This is a genomic window from Modicisalibacter sp., from assembly GCF_055145905.1.
In genome coordinates this window covers 91,937-109,839 of record NZ_JBSREH010000002.1, presented here as the reverse complement: position 1 = coordinate 109,839, position 17,903 = coordinate 91,937, and the positions used below count along the sequence as shown (strand labels likewise).

Sequence of the window (17,903 nt, the reverse complement as noted above, 5' to 3'; positions counted from 1 at the left end):
GGGCAGGGCGCTTGCGTATCGCGATGTTGCGGCGTCTATGCCGCGTCGTGGTGGGTTGCCTGCGACGGCTGGCTGGCGAAGGCGTCGAACGCGAAATCGTCAACGGTAAGCATGTCCAGCACTTCGGCCTCGAAGGCGCTCAGGAAGGCGGCATCCTCCTCGCCGATCAGCCCGGCGGCGAGCGCCGCCTCGGTGCGCTGCTCGGGGTGCAGGGCGTCGGCGGGCAGCTCGCCGCCGGCATAGGCCTTGTTGATGGTGCGATACAGCGGCTCGGCCCGCGGGTAGTCGGCCAGCAGGGCGTTGTAGCGGGCCAGGGGGTTGTCGACGTCGCCTTCCGCCTGGGTATTCCAGGTGCCGGCCAGCAGCTTGTCGCGCAGCGGCGTGGCGGTGGAAATGGCGTGGGCGATCTCCCGGGTGAGGGAGTCCTCGGGGGCCTTCCAGCGCCGCCCGAGCGGCATGATGATGGCCGACAGGCTGCGTCCCAGGGCCCGGTTGGGCAGGTTGTCGAAGAGCTCGACGAAGGCCTGCTCGGTGCGGTGGAGCAGGGTGCGGCAGCTGTAATGAAGCAGCGCCGCTTCATGCTCGACACTGGTGTCGTCGTGCCACTGCTTGAGCACCATCGACAGCAGATAGAGATTGGCGAGCACATCGCCGAGTCGGGCCGAGAGCATCTCGCGCTTCTTGAGGCTCGAGCCCAGGCTGGCCATGGCGGCATCGGCGCACAGTCCGAAGCCGGCGGAGAGGCGGCTGACCTCACGGGCATAGGGGGCGGCCAGCTCGTCGAAGGGCACCCGGGACTTGCCGAGGCCCAGCGCCTGGGTGAAAGCACGGGCGGCGTTGCCGGCAATCAGCCCGGCATGCCCGAAGAAGGCCCGGTCGAAGGCATCGAGGTCGTCGTTGTCGGCGGCGGCGAGCTCCTCGAGCACGTAGGGGTGACAGCGGATGGCGCCCTGGCCGAAGACCATCAGATTGCGGGTCATGATGTTGGCGCCCTCGACGGTGATCGACACCGGCACGGCGCTCCAGGCGAGCCCCAGGTAGTTGCGCGGTCCCAGCGTCACCGCCTTGCCGCCGTGGACGTCCATGGCGTCGGCAAGGATGCGCCGCTGGAACTCGGTCAGCTGGCTCTTGAGGATCGCCGAGGGGACCGCCGGCTTGACGCCGTGATCGATCAGGTTGGCGGTCTGATACACCGCGGCCTGGGCGATGTAGGCATGCGCCGTCAGGCGAGCCAGGGCTTCCTGCACGCCTTCCATCTCGGCGACCGGCAGGTTGAACTGGCGGCGAATGCGGGTGAACCCGCCGGACCAGCCGGCGGCGTAGCGGCCGACCCCGGCGGCGCCGGAGGGCAGCGTGATGCAGCGGCCCACCGACAGGCACTCGACCAGCATCCGCCAGCCCTGGCCGGCCATCGACGGGCCACCGATGATGCAGTCGAGCGGCACGAAGACGTTGCGGCCGACGATCGGCCCGTTCATGAAGGGGCTGCCGATCGGGTGATGGCGACGGCCGATCTCCATGCCCGGCGTGTCGCGGGGGATCAGTGCGCAGGTGATGCCCAGGTCGCTTTCCTCGCCGAGCAGATGGTCGGGGTCGAACAGCCGGAATGCCAGACCCACCACGGTGGCGATCGGGGCCAGGGTGATCCAGCGTTTCTCGAAGGTCAGCTCGAGCCCCAGCACCTCCTTGCCCTCGACCTCGCGCTTGACCACCACGCCGACGTCGGGCAGCGAGGTGGCGTCCGAGCCGGCACGCGGCCCGGTGAGGCCGAAGCAGGGAATCTCGCGGCCGTCGGCCAGCCGCGGCAGGTAATGGTTCTTCTGTTCCTCGGTGCCGTACTTGAGCAGCAGCTCGCCCGGGCCGAGCGAGTTGGGCACACCTACCGAGATCATCAGCGTTTCGTTGACCACCAGTTTCTGCAGCACCGCCGACTGGGCCTTGGCCGAGAAGCCCAGGCCGCCGTATTCCTCGGGGATGATCATGCCGAAGAAGCGTTCCCGCTTCAGGTAGTCCCAGGCTGCCTCGGGCAGGTCGGCGCGCTCGCGGGCCACATCCCAGCCGTTGCACAGGCCGGCGACCTCCGCGCACTGATGCTCGAGAAAGGCGCGCTCGGCGTCGCTCAGGCCGTCGTCACGGTAGGCCAGCAGGTGCTGCCAGTCGGGACGCCCGGTGAACAGCTCGCCGTCCCAGGACACGCTGCCGGCTTCCAGGGCCACGCGCTCGGTATCCGAGACGCGCGGCGCCACCCGGCGAAAGCGGGCGAACAGGCGCGGGGTCAGCCAGCGCCGGCGCAGTGCGGGCAAACCGCCGGCGGCGATGACCAGCGTCGCCAGCAGCAGGAGTACAGCGGTGACCGGGGCGCCGAGCACGACCCCCAGCAGGCCGGGTATACCGGTGGCGGCGAGTGCCGCCGGGGCGCCGGCCTCGTGGCGCATGACTTCGATCAGGCCGATGGCGGCCAGCACGATGAGCAGCAATGACAGCATCGAGATTCTCCGAAGCGGACAATGAGGTGATTCGAACGTACGTTTGAATGCTATCAGCCTAGAGGATTTGGTCGGGCCTGACCAGAGCGGCGCGGAACACGACGCCAAAAAAAGCCCCGCGAAGCGGGGCAAACAAGGGGAAAAGGGCTTGAATCAGGCCGGGCGTTCGGGCGCGCGTTGCCGGGCCGGTGCGCCATCGGCGACGTAGTAGGGGGCGTTGCTCTTCGGCAGCGGCTCGCGGCCGCGGATCTTGTCGGCCATCTTCTCGGCCAGCATGATCGTCGGCGCGTTGAGATTGCCGGTGGGAATCACCGGGAACAGCGAGGCGTCGACCACCCGCAGGGCTTCCACGCCGTGAACGCGCCCGGCGCCATCGACCACGCTGTCGTCGCCGGCGCCCATGCGGCAGGTTCCGCAGGGGTGATAGGCGGTCTCGGCATGCTGGCGGACGAAGGCGTCGAGCTCGGCGTCGGACTGCACGTCCGGCCCCGGGGAGATCTCGCGGCCGCGGTATTCGTCCATGGCCGGCTGATTGATGATCTCGCGGGTCAGGCGGATGGCGTCGCGAAACTCTTGCCAGTCCTTCTCGGTGGACATGTAGTTGAACAGGATCGAGGGCGCGGCCGCGGGGTCCAGCGAGGTCAGGCGCACCCGGCCCTCGCTCTCGGAACGCATGGATCCGACGTGGGCCTGGAAACCGTGGGCCTGCACCGCGCTCTTGCCGTTGTAGCTGATGGCGATGGGCAGGAAGTGGTACTGCAGGTTGGGCCACGCCTCCGCGTCGCGGGTGCGGATGAAGCCGGCGGCCTCGAACTGGTTGCTGGCGCCCATGCCGGTGCCGAACAGCATCCATTCGGCGCCGATCTTCGGCTGGTTGTACCACTTCAGCGCCGGGTACAGGGAGATCGGCTTTGTGCACTCGTACTGGATGTACATCTCCAGGTGGTCCTGGAGGTGTGCGCCGACGTTGTCGTTGACCTGAACCGGCGTGATGCCGAACTCGTCGAGCACGTCCTGCGGGCCGATGCCGGAGCGCTGCAGGATCTGCGGCGAGGCGATGGCGCCGGCGCACAGCAGCACCTCGCGGCGCGCCCTGACCTCCCGGGTCTGGCCGCCGCGCGCGTAGCGCACGCCGCTGGCACGCTTGCCCTCGAAGGTGATCACGTCGGTGGTGGCGCGGGTCTCGATGGTCAGGTTGGGCCGCGGCCTGGCGATGTCCAGATAGCCCCGGGCGGTGGAGGCACGCCGGCCGTTCGGGGTCACGAACCGGTCCATGGGGCCGAAGCCTTCCTGCTGGTAGCCGTTGACGTCCTCGGTGGCCGGGTAGCCGGCCTGGATACCCGCCTCGATGAAGGCATGATAGAGGGGGTTGTTGCCTGCCTTCGGAGTGGCGACGCAGACCGGTCCGTCACCGCCGTGGTAGTCGTTGGCGCCGATGTCGCGGGTCTCGGCCTTCCTGAAGTAGGGCAGGCAGTCGGCGTAGGTCCAGTCCTCGAGCCCCTCGCGCCTGGCCCAGTTGTCGTAGTCCAGGGCGTTGCCGCGGATGTAGCACATGCCGTTGATCAGCGACGAGCCGCCCAGGCCCTTGCCGCGGCCGCACTCCATGCGCCGGTTGTCCATGTGGGGTTCGGGGTCGGTCTCGAACGCCCAGTTGTAGCGCTTGCCCTGCAGCGGGTAGGCGAGCGCCGCCGGCATCTGAGTGCGGAAGTCGAAACGGTAGTCCGGGCCGCCGGCTTCCAGCAGCAGCACCTGCACGTCGGGGTCCTCGGTCAGTCGCGTGGCGAGGACGTTGCCGGCGGAGCCGGCGCCGATGATGATGTAGTCGTATTCACGAGCCTGCGTCATGAGCGGCCCTCCTGCGTGAAGTCGGGATCGAAAAGCGGCTGACGACGGGCCGGCCCTCGGGCCGGCCCGGGCAGGTCAGAAGACCGGCGGGAAGGGGCCCATCTCGACCTGGACCGACTTGATCTGGGTGTACTGGTCGAGTGATGACAGGCCGTTCTCGCGACCGATGCCGGACTCCTTGTAGCCGCCCACCGGCATCTCGGCCGGGGAGTCGCCCCAGGTGTTGATCCAGCAGATTCCCGCCTGCAGGCGGTGGATGACGCGATGCGAGCGGTTCAGGCTCTCGCTGAACAGGCCGGCGGCCAGGCCGTAGGTGGTGTCGTTGGCGCGCCGCACGACCTCGTCCTCGTCGTCGAAGACCAGGATCGACATGACCGGGCCGAAGATCTCCTCGCGGACGATGCGCATGTCGTCGCGGCAGTCGGTGAACACCGTGGGGGCCGCCCAGGCGCCGGCGGCGAAGTCGCCGTCGTTCCAGCGCTCCCCGCCGACCAGCACGCGGGCGCCTTCCTGCTTGCCCAGGTCGATGTAGCCCTGGACCTTCTCGAGGTGCTCGAAGCTGACCAGCGGGCCGAAGTTGACGTCCGGGTCGAGCGGGTCGCCGGCGCGGATGCGTTCCACGCGCTCCTTGATGCGGGCCTCGAAGGCGCTCTTGATCGAGCGGTGCACGAAGACGCGGGTGCCGTTGGTGCAGACCTGACCGCTGGAATAGAAGTTGGCGATCATGGCGGCGTCGGCAGCCCGATCCAGGTCGGCGTCGTCGAAGACGATCAGCGGCGACTTGCCGCCCAGCTCCATGGTCACTTCCTTGAGAGTCGAGCCGGCCGCGGCGGACATCACCTTCTTGCCGGTGCCGGCTTCGCCGGTGAAGGTGATCTTGTCGATGTCGGCATGGTGCGTGAGCAGTTCGCCGACGCGTCCGTCGCCGTGGACCACGTTGAACACGCCGTCGGGCAGACCGGCTTCGGTGAAGATCTCGGCCAGCTTCAGGGTGGTCAGCGGCGTGACCTCGCTGGGCTTGAAGACCACGGCGTTGCCGGCGGCCAGCGCGGGTGCGCTCTTCCAGCAGGCGATCTGGATGGGGTAGTTCCAGGCGCCGATGGCCCCGATCACGCCCAGCGGCTCGCGGCGCGTGTAGACGAAGGAGTCTTCGCGCAGCGGGATCTGCGTGCCCTCGATGGCAGGCGCCAGCCCGGCGTAGTACTCCAGCGAGTCGGCGCCGGTGACGATGTCCACCGCCTGGGTCTCGCTGATCGGCTTGCCGGTATCCAAGGTTTCCAGATGCGCCAGCTCGTCGTTGCGCTCACGAAGCAGGGCGACGGCACGCAGCAGGATGCGGCTGCGCTCCATGCCGGTCATTGCCGCCCAGACCTGCTGGCCCCGGCGGGCCGAGGCGACGGCGCGATCGATGTCGTCGCGTGATGCCTGCTGAACGCTGGCCAGCACCTCACCGTTGGCGGGATTGACGGTGTCGAAGGTTTCACCGGAGGTGGCGTCCACGCGACGCCCGTCGATGTAGAGTGGCTGAGTTTCGAGTGTGGCCATGTTGCCTCCGCGAAAAGGAATGAGTGATTCACGCCGCCGAATTCGCCCTCAGGCGGGGCATTCGGCGTGCGCCAGTTGTTCTTCCAGGTAGTCGTAGGCCAGCTGGCGGGCCCGGTCGACGTCCAGACCCTCGGGTGCCAGGGCGCCGCGCAGCCACAGACCGTCGATCATTGCCGCCAGGCCGCGGGCGGCACGGCGGGCCTCGGCGCGCGGCAGGCAGCGTCGGAACTGACAGCAGAGATTCGAGTAGAGCCGCCGGTCGTTGACCCGCTGCAGCCGCTGGAGGTCGTGCTTGTGCATGCTCGAGGCCCAGAAGGCCAGCCAGGTCTTCATCACCGACTGGCTGACCTGACTGCGATCGAAGTTGCCGTCGATGATCGCGCGCAGGTGGGCCGCCGGCGTGTTATCCGCAAGGCGGGCGCGCCGCGTGGCCACGGCGGTGCCCAGGTCGTAGAGGATCTGGCGCATGGTGGCTTCCAGCAGGCCGTCCTTGCCTCCGAAATAGTGGCTGATGATGCCGGCCGAGACACCGGCCTGCCGGGCGATGCGCGCGACGGTGGCGTCCGCCAGACCGACGTCGTCGATGGCCTGCATGGTGGCGTTGATCAACTGCCGCCGGCGTATGGGCTCCATTCCGACCTTGGGCACGAGCCTCCTCCTTACCTGTCGCGAGACGGACGACGTTGAATCGTGATTCGGGCCGTCCACGCCTCATTGGTCTATAGTGTGCAATGTTTTTATTGAACGTTCAATCAACAAAAACTATTGTATAGTGGAATGCGTGGTTGATTATCGCATAATTAATCGTTATCCAACGTGTCGCAAGGCGGCACGCCACTTCGTCCGCAGGAGAAACGTCAATGTACAAGACATCCTCTCTGACTCTGGTCGCCGGCAGTCTGCTGGCTTCGATGGCTCCCCTGGCCGCCGCCGAGGTGCCGGAACAGTGCCGGACGGTACACTTCGCCGAGGTCGGCTGGACCGACATCACCGCGACGACCGCGATGACCAGCGAGGTGCTCGACGGGCTGGGCTATGACGTGACCAGCGATACCGTGTCGGTGCCGATCGCCTACTCCGGGTTGAAGAACGGCGACTTCGACGTCTTCCTCGGCAACTGGATGCCGTCGATGGCCTCGATCAGCGATCCCTACATCGACAAGGGCCAGGTCGATCGGGTCGGCGCCAACCTCGAGGGGGCCAAGTACACGCTGGCCGTGCCGCAGTACGTCTACGATGCCGGCGTGACCTCGGTGGCCGATCTCGACAAGCATGCCGACCAGTTCGGCAAGCGTCTCTACGGGATCGAGGCCGGCAACGACGGCAACATGATCATCCAGGACATGATCGATGACGATGCCTTCGGCCTGGGCGACTGGGAACTCGTCGATTCCTCCGAGGCGGGCATGCTCGCCGAGCTCAAGTCGAAGGTGGGCGACAAGCAGTGGATGGTGTTCCTGGGCTGGGAGCCGCACCCGATGAACACCAACTTCGACATGGCCTACCTGTCCGGCGCCGACGACTACTTCGGCCCCAACTACGGCGGTGCGACGGTCTACACCAACACCCGTGCCGGTTTTGTCGACGATTGCCCCAATGCCGGCCGGCTGCTCAAGAACCTGACGTTCACCCTGGACATGGAGAACGAGGTGATGGGGGCGATCATGGATGACGGCAAGAAGCCGCGTGTCGCGGCCCGCGAGTGGCTCCAGGCCCATCCCGACGTGCTGTCTGACTGGCTCGATGGCGTGACCACCGTTGACGGCGGCGAAGGGCTGCCGGCCGTGAAGAAGGCACTGGGAGTCAAGCAGTAATCCGTGAGCAGGGGTTGCCAAGAGGGCGGCCCCTGTGCATAATTCGCAACCGCTGTACCGGGGCAGAAAGCCTCGGCGCGGTAGGTGACATGGCTACGTAGCTCAGCTGGTTAGAGCACATCACTCATAATGATGGGGTCCCCTGTTCGAATCAGGGCGTAGCCACCAGGATTCCGAAGGCCCAGCGCTTTGCCGCTGGGCGTTTTCGTCAAGGAAAGCCGAGGGTTGCGACGGGCCGGGCGGCGATTACACGCCTTGACGATTGAAAAGGAATCCGTATACTACGTCGCGAGCTCAAGTGATGTTCCCCGATAGCTCAGTTGGTAGAGCAAATGACTGTTAATCATTGGGTCGCAGGTTCGAGTCCTGCTCGGGGAGCCAAGCATCGCAACGTGCACTGTCGAGTCATTCGTCAAGGGCGCGAAAAATAGAGCTTATACATCGACGGTATTCCCCGATAGCTCAGTTGGTAGAGCAAATGACTGTTAATCATTGGGTCGCAGGTTCGAGTCCTGCTCGGGGAGCCAACATCGATGTCCTTCCGTATTCAGGTATTCCCCGATAGCTCAGTTGGTAGAGCAAATGACTGTTAATCATTGGGTCGCAGGTTCGAGTCCTGCTCGGGGAGCCAATCCTTCCGCTGTCTTCCTGATCGCCGGCGTTTCCTGACGGTCGCGTGGCGATAGCCCGTCCGGGCGCGATATTATTTCAGTATCCCTCTGATTTCACGGCCTTTGTTCGTACAGGCAAGCCGATGGGGACCCGTCGTGGACGATCGTGATATGATTCGGCAACCAGGTTGCTCGACAACCTCTGTCCATGGTTTCCGTCCGGCCGGGCGGAAGTCGCAAGCATGAGCGGGATTGCACGAGGATAAGCATGGCATCGACAGCGCCGAGCCGTGAAGAGGCCGAAAACGCCGTCCGGACATTGATACGCTGGGCTGGAGACGACCCGGATCGCGAGGGGCTCGTGGATACCCCCGCTCGGGTGGCGCGGGCCTATGAGGAGTTCTTCGCCGGCTACACCTCCGATCCGGTCGGTGTGCTCGAGCGAACCTTCTCCGAGGTGGAAGGCTACGACGAGATGATCGTCATGAACGACATCCGCTTCGAGAGCCACTGTGAGCATCACATGGCGCCGATCATCGGCAAGGCCCATATCGGTTACATTCCCGATCGTCGGGTGGTGGGCATCTCCAAGCTGGCCCGGTTGGTGGAGATCTATGCCAAACGCCTGCAGATTCAGGAAAAGATGACCGTGCAGATCGCCGACACCCTGCATGAGGTGCTGCAGCCGCAGGGGGTGGCTGTGGTCATCGAGGCGTCTCACCAGTGCATGACGACTCGCGGGATTCACAAGCCCGGGGCCAGCCTGGTGACCAGTCGCATGCTGGGTACCTTCCGCAAGAACCCGGCGACGCGGCGCGAATTCCTGAGGATTCTCCGGCTCTCGGGCGGCGAGGCTCCGGCCATCAGCTGATTCCCGCTTTTGTGGTACCGACGACGCCATGCCGCCCGGCATGGCGTCGTCGTTTCCGAAGGGGTTCAGCGGGCAAGGATACCGCGCTCGACCAGGGTATCCAACAGTCTCCGGGTTCCGGGGTCGTGAAAGAAACGCCACAGCGCGTTGGCGCCCACCTTGCCGACGCCGTCGATGCGTTGCCAGTCGCTGCGGCGGCGGGACGAGAGTCGCTCGAGCCCGGCAAAGTGGCCCTCGTGTTCCAGGGCTACCGGAGTGATGCTCGGCAGGCCCAGGGCGCGCAGCCAGACGGCATCGTCGGCCTGCCGGGCCCGGTCGAACGCGGCCATCCAGTTGGCGGCTCTGGCGGGGCCCACGCCGTCCAGGCGTTTCAGCGCCGGTGCGCGCAGATCCAGCCAGTCCAGCAGCGAGGTGACCAGCCCTGCCTTGACCAGCTGCCGCCAGCGACTTTCGCCGAGCCCGTCGATATCAAGCCCTTCATTGCTGGAGAGCCATTCGAGCCGGGCCAGGAACTGCCGGCGGCAGCCGGGCGCCGGGTTCAGGCAGCTGAAGGCGTCGTAATCCTCGGGGTCGGGGACGTCCACGGTGGGGCGGGGATCGCTGCGCAGGACCACGCTGTCGAGATGCGGAATGGTCAGGCCGGCGAGGGAGACCTGCACCTGATCGCCGGGATGCACGTCCAGCGCCTGCCAGTGCTCGAGCGAGCCCAGGCTGACCCGCGAAATGGTGCGATCGTTTAGAGTGACCGGTGCCAGCGCCACCACGGGGGTGATGCGCCCGGTTCGGCCGATCGAAAAGGTGACGCGCTCGACATCGGCCAGGGTGCGTTGTGCCGGATATTTCCAGGCCAGCGCCCAATCGGGCGGTTCGGGTTGCCAGGTCGCTGCCGCGGGGCGTCGCCCCTGGCGCAGCACGATGCCGTCGCTGGCGAAGGGCAGGGGATGGCGGTACCAGGCCTGGCGCTGCTGTATCACGTCGCGCAGGCTGCGCACCCGGTGAGTATCGCGACTGGCATCGTGAAAGCCCCAGGCCGACAGCTGCTCAAGCCGTGCGGCCATGTCGGCCGGGCCGTTCGGCCAGTCCCATACGAACAGGCCGATGCGCTTCGCCGCCTCGGCATCGAGAGTATCGCGCGCCATCAAACCGCTGATCGCCGCACGGGCACCATCGGTGCCGTCGCGCGACTGCACATGGCCGGGGCGCTTGTCGTAGAGCTCGCCCTGCAGTACCACCCGTGGCGGGGCATCGGGCAGTCGTTCGGGAATTGCCGTGATCCTGCGCGCTCGGGGCAACCAGTTCTGGCCGTGCACCCCGTCGCCCCGGCTGACCGCGGCGGTGAGTCGACCCTGTTCATAAAGCAGGGTGACGGCGACCCCGTCGACCTTGGGCTGGATCCAGAGCTTGTGATCGCGCCGGGCGCGCAGCCATGCGGCGACCGCCTGGCGGGAGTCGGCCTTGTCCAGACCGGTCTGCACGACGGGATGTCGCACCTTGCCGCCGGTCGGGGCGTGAGGGTGCGGTGCCGGGGCGGGAATGTCGAGGCACTGGCGCCAGCGTGCCTGACGACGCCGGGCGGCTTCGTAGACACCGTCCTCGACCAGTCGGGTACCGTGCTGATAGTAGGCGTCGGCCCAGCGCTGGATGCGCGCCGTCAGTCGGGCGAGATCATGCTGCAGCTGTTCGGACGGCCGTTCCGGGCAGGTGTCGGAGGCGCCCTGTGCGGGCGAGACGGCCAGCAGCAGGGCGAGCGTCAGAAGAATGATGAAGGGTGGGTGAGAGTGGCGGCAGGCGGTCATTAACGGCTCCCCCGGCTTGTTCGCGTGGCCGCCGCCCGCCGGGGCGGGCGGCGGCTGTCTTCACCTGGCAGCGACGACCTGACGAGGCGGGGCGTCAGTCCGGCTGGCTGAGTCGGGCGTAATCCAGCACGATCTGCGAGCCTTCGACCACCTGGGCGCGATCGATCGGGGCCGGGTCCTCTTCACCATTATCGCTCGCGTCGGTATTGCGCGCATCGACCCAGTGCTCGAGCGGGTCAAGGCCCAGTGCGCGCCGCCGGCGGTTCTCCAGGGCCAGCTCCTCTTTCTCCTGGGCTTCCATCTCGCGCTTGCGCTGTTCGCGATTGAGGCTGACGCTGGTCTGCTGCTCGCGCAGCTTCTTGATCAGGCTGGCCTGCTGTTCCAGGTAGAGGAAGTTCGGCTCCTGCTCGACGCGCTGGCGGTGGTCTGCCTTGAGCGTGTCGAGATAGGCGCCCGGGTTGCCATAGCGGCGGTACTGCACGGCGCGTACGGTGTCCCAGGGCAGGGCGTTGTCGAGGCTGCTCTCGCCGATGGTCTGCGGGTCGATCAGGCTGGGGAAGCTGATGTCCGGAGTAACCCCCCGCAGCTGGGTGCTCTCGCCCGAGACGCGGTAGAACTTGGCGCGGGTCAGCTTGATCTGCCCGTGGCTCAGATCGCTGAGCGTCTGCACGGTGCCCTTGCCGAAGGTCTGGGTACCGATGATCAGGCCGCGCCCGTAATCCTGAATGGCGCCGGCGAAAATCTCCGAGGCGGAGGCGGAGAGGCGGTTCACCAGCACGCCCAGCGGTCCGTCATAGGCAACGCCACTGTCGGTGTCGCCATACAGGCTGATGCGTCCCCGGGCGTCGCGAACCTGAACGGTGGGGCCGCGGTCGATGAACAGGCCCACCAGTGAGTTGGCTTCCTGGAGGGCCCCGCCGCCATTGTTGCGCAGGTCCAGCAGGATGCCCTCGACGTTCTGGGCCTTGAGCTTCTTGATTTCCTTGGCGACGTCGCGGGTCGAGCTGCGATAGTCCTCTTCCCCGGCCTGCCAGGCATCGAAGTCGACATAGAAGGTAGGGATCTTGATCACGCCGATGCGATGGTCGCCGTCGTCGCGATGCAGGGTCACCACGTCGCTGCTGGCGGCCTGATCTTCGAGCTCGACGGTGTCGCGGACGATCTTCACCACATGCGAGCGAGTCACATCCACCGCCTTGGCGGGAATGACGTCGAGGCGCACCGTGGAGCCCTTCGGCCCACGGATCAGCTCGACCACGTCATCCAGGCGCATGCCCACCACGTTGACCATCTCGCCGCTGTCGCCCTGGCCCACGGCGACGATGCGGTCGGCAGGTTGCAGTACGCCGCTCTTGGCGGCGGGGCCGCCGGGGACCAGGCTGGCCACCTTGACGTATTCACCTTCGGTCTGCAGCAGGGCGCCGATACCCTCGAGCGACAGGCGCATCTGGATGTCGAAGGACTCGCTCTGGCGCGGCGAGAAGTATTCGGTGTGCGGATCCACTGTGCCGGTGACGGCGGCCATGAACAGTTCCAGCACGTCTTCCGGCTTGGTCTGGCTAACCCGCGACAGCTGGCCTTCGTAGCGGTCGTGAAGTGTCTTCTTTACCGCTTCGGGTGACTGGTCGCTGAGGCTCAGTGACAGGGCGGCATTCTTCAGGCGCTTGTGCCACAGGGTGTCGAGTGCGCCCTCGTCGCCGGCCCAGCCGGCCGATTCCCGATCCAGCGCCAGGCGCGCCTGGGACGTGTAGTCGAAGTCGAGGCCGTCGTCGACACGCGCGAGCAGCCATTTCAGACGTGTCTCGACACGCTGCTGGTAGCGGTCGTACAGGGCATAGACGCGCGTCAGCTTGCCCTGGGTGACGGCGTCATCGAGCGAGGTGCGCAGGTCGCTGAAAGCGTCGACATCGCGTTGCAGCAGGTAGGCACGCTGCGAGTCGAGCACGTCGAGAAAGCGGTCGAAGGCGCGCCGCGACCAGGCATCATCGAGCGTGACGTCGGCATAGTGGCCGTATTCCAGTGAGTCCGCGACTTCAATCGACGCCTGGCGCTGGGCATCCGTGGGGGTGGGGCCGGCAAGGGCCGGTACACCCAGCGCGATCAACAGGAAAAAGATCGTCACGCGCTGGATGACTGCAGTCAGGCTCATCGATGAAGCACTCCCGGTTTCATGTACACTCTATTCCCTGGTGACCGGCACGCGGATGCCGCACAAGCCGGTCTGGCATTGTAGCAGCCTGTATCGCCAGACATAGACCCCGACGAGGATGAGCATGCCCCAAGATCCGACCCTGGAACGCCTTCTGACATTCCTGGCCCGCTCGCCGACCCCCTGGCACGCGACCGCCAACATGGCCCGGCGGCTGGAAAGCGCCGGCTATCGTCGTCTCGATGAGACTCAGGTGTGGTCGCTGTCACCGGGTGAGCGGGTGTTCGTCACGCGTAACGACTCGTCATTGATCGCCCTGCAGCTGCCCGAGGGGCGCCTCGAAACGCTGCGCATGATCGGCGCCCACACCGACAGCCCCGGGTTGCGACTAAAGCCCAGTGCGGCGTTGCGCAATCGCGACTGGCTGCAGCTGGGGGTCGAAGTCTACGGCGGGGCGTTGCTGGCACCCTGGTTCGACCGTGACCTGGGGCTTGCCGGGCGCGTGCATGTGCGCCGCGAGGACGGCCGCACCCAGGGCGTACTGATCAACGTGGACCGCCCCGTGGCGACGATTCCGAGTCTGGCCATTCACCTCGATCGCGAAGCCAACAATGGGCGTGCCCTGAACGCACAGACCCAGATGGCGCCGGTGCTGTTGCAGGGCGGTGGCGACTCGGATTTCACGGCGTTGCTCAAGCGCTGGCTCTACGAGCAGCAGGGGCTGGAAAACGTCGAACCGCTGGCCTTCGAGCTGTGCCTCTACGATGTCCAGCCGCCCAGCCGGGTTGGTATCGAGGAGGAGCTGATTGCCGGCGCACGTCTCGATAACCTGCTGTCGTGCTTCTGCGGCCTGGAAGCGCTGCTGGCGGCCGATGGCCGCCAGGGCGCGCTGCTGGTGGCCAACGACCACGAGGAAGTCGGTAGTGCCAGTGCCTGTGGCGCTCAGGGGTCGTTCCTGGCCGATGTGCTGCGTCGCGTCAGCGCCCAGTGCGGCGAGGCCGGCGAGGAAGGGCTGGTTCGGCTGATTCAGGGATCGCGCCTGATCTCCTGCGACAACGCCCACGCGCTGCATCCCAACTTCCCGGACAAGCATGACGCCGCCCACGGTCCGGCGATCAACGGCGGGCCGGTGATCAAGGTCAATGCCAACCAGCGTTATGCCACCACCAGCGAGACGGCGGCGCTGTTCCGTGAACTCTGCCGCGAGGCGGGAGTGCCGGTGCAGAGCTTTGTCACGCGGGCGGACATGGGGTGCGGCAGCACCATCGGGCCGATCACCGCCGGCGAGATCGGCGTGCCCACGCTGGATGTGGGCGTGCCGCAGTGGGCGATGCACTCGATCCGCGAGACGGCCGGTACCCACGATATTGTCTACCTGATTCGCGCACTGACGACCTTCGTCAATCGCTCGCGGCTGAGTTGAGTTGGGCTGAGCCCGGGCCACATCCCGGCCATATAAAGACGCCCGCCATCCTTGCGGATGGCGGGCGTTGTTGCGTTGCCGGGGCAGTTTTGCCCCTGGATCAGCGGTCGCTCTCGGTCTGGCTCGAGGAGGCTTCGGCCGCGCTCGAGGCTTCCTCGGCCTGTGCCGGAGTTTCCTCGGCGGAGGGCTGTTGCTCGCGGCGGCGTTTCTCGCGCGGGTCGTTGTGCGCGCGCCGACGGCGCGGACGACGCTCGGCCTTGGCCGGCGCGGCCGGCTGCTCGGTGGGTGCCGCTTCCGCTTTCTCCGGCTCGCCGGTCTTGTCGGTGCCTGCGGCAGCCTCGGCCCGAGCGGCCTCGCTCGTCTCGGGCTCGGCATGGCTTGCGGCCTGCGGGGTGGCGTCGGCGGACGGGGCCGTCTCGGAGGCGGTCGCTTCAGCCTGATCTGCCGGCGTGTCATCGGTCTGCGGTGTCGAGGCGGTTTCCGGTGCCGGTGCGTCGGAACGAGCCTGGGGCTCGGTGCCGGTGGCTTGCGGTTCCTCCGGAGCGGAGGAGGCCTCGGCGGGAGCTTCGGAGCCGGTGGTCGGCGCGGCGCTCTGGACGGATGCATCGACAGCCGTTTCGGCAGTCGCCTGTTCCTCGTCGCTCCCGGCGGACGCCGGGGATGCCTTGTCGTCACTCCTGGTTGCCGCTTTCGCCTTGTCGCCTTCGCCACGACGCTTGCGCTGGCGGCCTCGGGTGGCCGGCTTGTCGGTGGAGGCCCTGGCAGTATCGTCGCTCGTGTCGTCAGCGGCCGGACCGTCGGTCTGGGACGATGTTTCCTTTTCCGCTTTTGCCGTCGGTGCCGTTTCGCCGGTACTTTCGTTCGCCGCAGCCTTGCTCGGCTCGGCCGCGGTGGCCGGTTCGGCGTTGGCGGTGGCCGACGTCTCGGTGGTCTGCGGCTGGGCGGCTTCGTCTGCTGCCGGCGCCTCGGCCTTCAGACGCTCCTGCTCGGCGACGGACTCGGGGTTGATGGCATGCTGCCGACGGCGCTGGCGCGGATTGTTGCGAGTGCGCTTGGGGCGGCTCTCCGTGCCTTCCGTTGACTCGTCATCGGGCTTGACAGGCTTGCTCGGCTTGGCGGCCTTCTGGGTATCGGCCTTTTCCGGCTTGGCGGACTTTTCCGGCTGACCTGAGGTGTTGCCTTCCGTCTTGTCCTTCGGCGCCTGACGGGAGCCTTTGCGGCCGCTGCCGTCCTTGCCGCTGCCCTGGCGAGCGGATTTGCCGTTCTGGCCGCTTTCGCGCTTGTCGTCGCGGCTTTCATCGCGCGACGGCGCCTCGTCGCGGCGACGGGTGCTTTCGCGACGCTCATCGCTACGCTGGGCGTCGTCACGTCGGACGTCGTCACGTTGGGCATTGCGGCGACGGCCGCCCTCGCGACGCTCGTCACCACGGTTGTCGTCCCGTTCGGCGTCACGACGACCCTCACTGCGCTGGCCTTCCTGGCGACGACGGCGTTGGCCGCCGTTGCCACGGCTCTGCTCGTCACGGGAGCCCGAGCCGGCATGGTTGCCGGAGGCCCGGTCGCCGCCACGCTGGGTGGTTCCGGCGGTTTCCTCTTCCGGCGTGCCGATCAGCTTGCCGAGCCCCTTGAAGAAGCGTGACAGCAGGCCGGTGGGCGCGGGGAGGGTGGCGCTGTCCTGATGGCGCGTCTCGTCCTCGATCGGCTGCTGCAGTGAGGCCGGCGCCGGTGCGTTGTGAGCCACGCTCTTGACCGCCGCCTCGGTGCGCTGGATCGGCTTGGCCAGTGTCAGGTCGGGTTCCTTGCCGACCTCGGTGTCGGTGGAGAGCTCGAAGCTGGACTTGTGCTCGCCTTCCTCGTTGACGTGATCGTCGCGCAGACGCTGCACGTCGTAGTGCGGGGTGTCCATGTCCGGGTTGGGCAGCAGGACGACCCTGACGCCCTGACGCTGTTCGATGTCGGCCAGGGTGGCACGCTTCTCGTTGAGCAGGTAAGTGGCGACGGGGACGGGCAGGATGGCGCGGATCTGCGCGCTGCGCTCCTTCATCGCCTCTTCCTCGATCAGGCGCATGACCGACAGTGACAGCGAGCGGACGTCGCGAATGGTGCCCTGGCCGTCGCAGCGCGGGCAGACCACGCCGCTGGTCTCGCCCAGCGAGGGGCGCAGGCGCTGGCGGGACATTTCCATCAGCCCGAAGCGCGAGATGCGGCCGATCTGCACGCGGGCGCGGTCGATCTTGAGCGCGTCGCGCATGCGGTTCTCGACCTCGCGCTGGTTGCGGGCCGGTGACATGTCGATGAAGTCGATGACCACCAGGCCGCCGATGTCACGCAGGCGCAACTGGCGGGCGATCTCGTCGGCCGCCTCGAGGTTGGTCTGCAGGGCGGTCTCCTCGATGTCGCTGCCGCGAGTGGCGCGCGCCGAGTTGATGTCGATGGAGACCAGCGCCTCGGTGTGGTCGATCACCACGGAGCCGCCGGAGGGCAGCTTGACCTCGCGCTGGTAGGCGGTCTCGATCTGCGACTCGATCTGGAAGCGCGAGAACAGCGGTACGTCATCGGCGTAGAGCTTGATCTTCTGCTGATAGGAGGGCATCACCTGGCGGATGAAGCCCAGTGCCTCCTGATGGACCTCGGGGCTGTCGATCAGCACCTCGCCGATGTCCTGGCGCAGATAGTCGCGCATGGCGCGAATGATCACGTTGGACTCGCGGTAGATCAGGAAGGGGGCGGCGCGCTTGCCGGCTTCCTCGGTGATCGCTTCCCAGACCTGGGCGAGATAGTCGAGGTCCCACTGCAGTTCCTCGGTACTGCGGCCGATCCCGGCGGTGCGCACGATCACGCCCATCTTGTCGGGCAGAGTCAGTGCCGACATCGCTTCCTTGAGCTGGGCGCGCTCTTCGCCCTCGATACGCCGCGAGATGCCGCCCGCACGCGGATTGTTGGGCATGAGGACCAGAAAGCGGCCGGCCAGGCTGATGAAGGTGGTAAGTGCCGCGCCCTTGTTGCCGCGCTCTTCCTTGTCGACCTGGACGATGACTTCCTGTCCCTCCTTGATCACCTCCTTGATGTTGGGGCGACCGGAAGGCTCCTTGGTGAAGTATTCGCGGGAGATTTCCTTGAGCGGCAGGAAGCCGTGGCGTTCGGCGCCGAAATCGACGAAGGCGGCTTCCAGGGAGGGTTCGACGCGGGTGATCTTGCCGCGATAGATGTTGGCCTTCTTCTGTTCTCGAGCGCCGGATTCGATGTCCAGATCGTAGAGGCGCTGTCCATCGACGAGGGCGACGCGCAGCTCTTCGGGCTGGGTCGCGTTGATGAGCATCCGTTTCATGTTGTCTCGCTAGTTGGCTCGCACCGGGAGGCGGG

The 17,903-nt window shown here is 66.7% G+C and carries 10 protein-coding genes and 4 tRNA genes; 7 read left to right on the top strand and 7 right to left on the bottom strand.

Annotation, left to right across the window (positions count from 1 at the left end):
- Window positions 1–35: 35 nt before the first annotated feature.
- The 4 genes from ACTCB7_RS02395 to betI all read right to left on the bottom strand — a co-directional run bounded on the left by ACTCB7_RS02395 (window position 36) and on the right by betI (window position 6,524).
- Window positions 36–2,486: an acyl-CoA dehydrogenase gene (locus ACTCB7_RS02395; protein ID WP_463005418.1), complete on the bottom strand. Its 2,451-nt coding sequence runs from the start codon at window positions 2,484–2,486 to the stop codon at window positions 36–38.
- 153 nt (window positions 2,487–2,639) lie between these two features.
- Window positions 2,640–4,331 (bottom strand): choline dehydrogenase, encoded by a 1,692-nt coding sequence (gene betA, locus ACTCB7_RS02390; protein WP_463005417.1) that lies wholly within the window; start codon window positions 4,329–4,331, stop codon window positions 2,640–2,642.
- 75 nt (window positions 4,332–4,406) lie between these two features.
- The gene (gene betB / locus ACTCB7_RS02385; protein ID WP_463005416.1) at window positions 4,407–5,876 is read right to left on the bottom strand and encodes a betaine-aldehyde dehydrogenase; all 1,470 of its coding nucleotides are present in this window, start codon (window positions 5,874–5,876) and stop codon (window positions 4,407–4,409) included.
- Window positions 5,877–5,924: 48 nt separating this feature from the next.
- Window positions 5,925–6,524, bottom strand: coding sequence for a transcriptional regulator BetI (gene betI, locus ACTCB7_RS02380; RefSeq protein WP_463005415.1), 600 nt, complete (start codon window positions 6,522–6,524; stop codon window positions 5,925–5,927).
- 212 nt (window positions 6,525–6,736) lie between these two features.
- Here betI and ACTCB7_RS02375 point away from each other — a divergent pair, with 212 nt between their 5' ends.
- From ACTCB7_RS02375 to folE, 6 genes are all read left to right on the top strand, one after another.
- Window positions 6,737–7,690, top strand: a complete 954-nt coding sequence (locus tag ACTCB7_RS02375) for a choline ABC transporter substrate-binding protein (protein WP_463005414.1) — start codon at window positions 6,737–6,739, stop codon at window positions 7,688–7,690.
- A gap of 91 nt (window positions 7,691–7,781) precedes the next feature.
- Window positions 7,782–7,858: transfer RNA gene (locus tag ACTCB7_RS02370), tRNA-Met, on the top strand.
- Window positions 7,859–7,995: 137 nt separating this feature from the next.
- Window positions 7,996–8,071 (top strand) — tRNA-Asn (locus ACTCB7_RS02365).
- Between the two features lie 70 nt (window positions 8,072–8,141).
- Window positions 8,142–8,217: transfer RNA gene (locus ACTCB7_RS02360), tRNA-Asn, on the top strand.
- 28 nt (window positions 8,218–8,245) lie between these two features.
- Window positions 8,246–8,321: transfer RNA gene (locus ACTCB7_RS02355), tRNA-Asn, on the top strand.
- A 188-nt stretch (window positions 8,322–8,509) separates the two neighbouring features.
- The gene (folE, locus tag ACTCB7_RS02350) at window positions 8,510–9,172 is read left to right on the top strand and encodes a GTP cyclohydrolase I FolE (protein WP_463005413.1); all 663 of its coding nucleotides are present in this window, start codon (window positions 8,510–8,512) and stop codon (window positions 9,170–9,172) included.
- Window positions 9,173–9,237: 65 nt separating this feature from the next.
- Here the strand turns inward: folE and ligB are convergent, their stop codons facing one another.
- Together ligB and ACTCB7_RS02340 are read right to left on the bottom strand one after the other, a co-directional pair.
- Window positions 9,238–10,968, bottom strand: coding sequence for an NAD-dependent DNA ligase LigB (gene ligB, locus ACTCB7_RS02345; protein WP_463005412.1), 1,731 nt, complete (start codon window positions 10,966–10,968; stop codon window positions 9,238–9,240).
- Window positions 10,969–11,062: 94 nt separating this feature from the next.
- Window positions 11,063–13,117, bottom strand: a complete 2,055-nt coding sequence (locus ACTCB7_RS02340) for a carboxy terminal-processing peptidase (protein WP_463005411.1) — start codon at window positions 13,115–13,117, stop codon at window positions 11,063–11,065.
- 124 nt (window positions 13,118–13,241) lie between these two features.
- Between ACTCB7_RS02340 and ACTCB7_RS02335 the strand changes: the two genes are divergently transcribed.
- Window positions 13,242–14,540, top strand: coding sequence for a M18 family aminopeptidase (locus ACTCB7_RS02335; RefSeq protein ID WP_463005410.1), 1,299 nt, complete (start codon window positions 13,242–13,244; stop codon window positions 14,538–14,540).
- Between the two features lie 100 nt (window positions 14,541–14,640).
- On the opposite strand, the gene rne is transcribed toward ACTCB7_RS02335, so the two are convergent.
- The gene (gene rne, locus ACTCB7_RS02330) at window positions 14,641–17,868 is read right to left on the bottom strand and encodes a ribonuclease E (protein WP_463005409.1); all 3,228 of its coding nucleotides are present in this window, start codon (window positions 17,866–17,868) and stop codon (window positions 14,641–14,643) included.
- Between the last annotated feature and the right edge of the window lie 35 nt (window positions 17,869–17,903).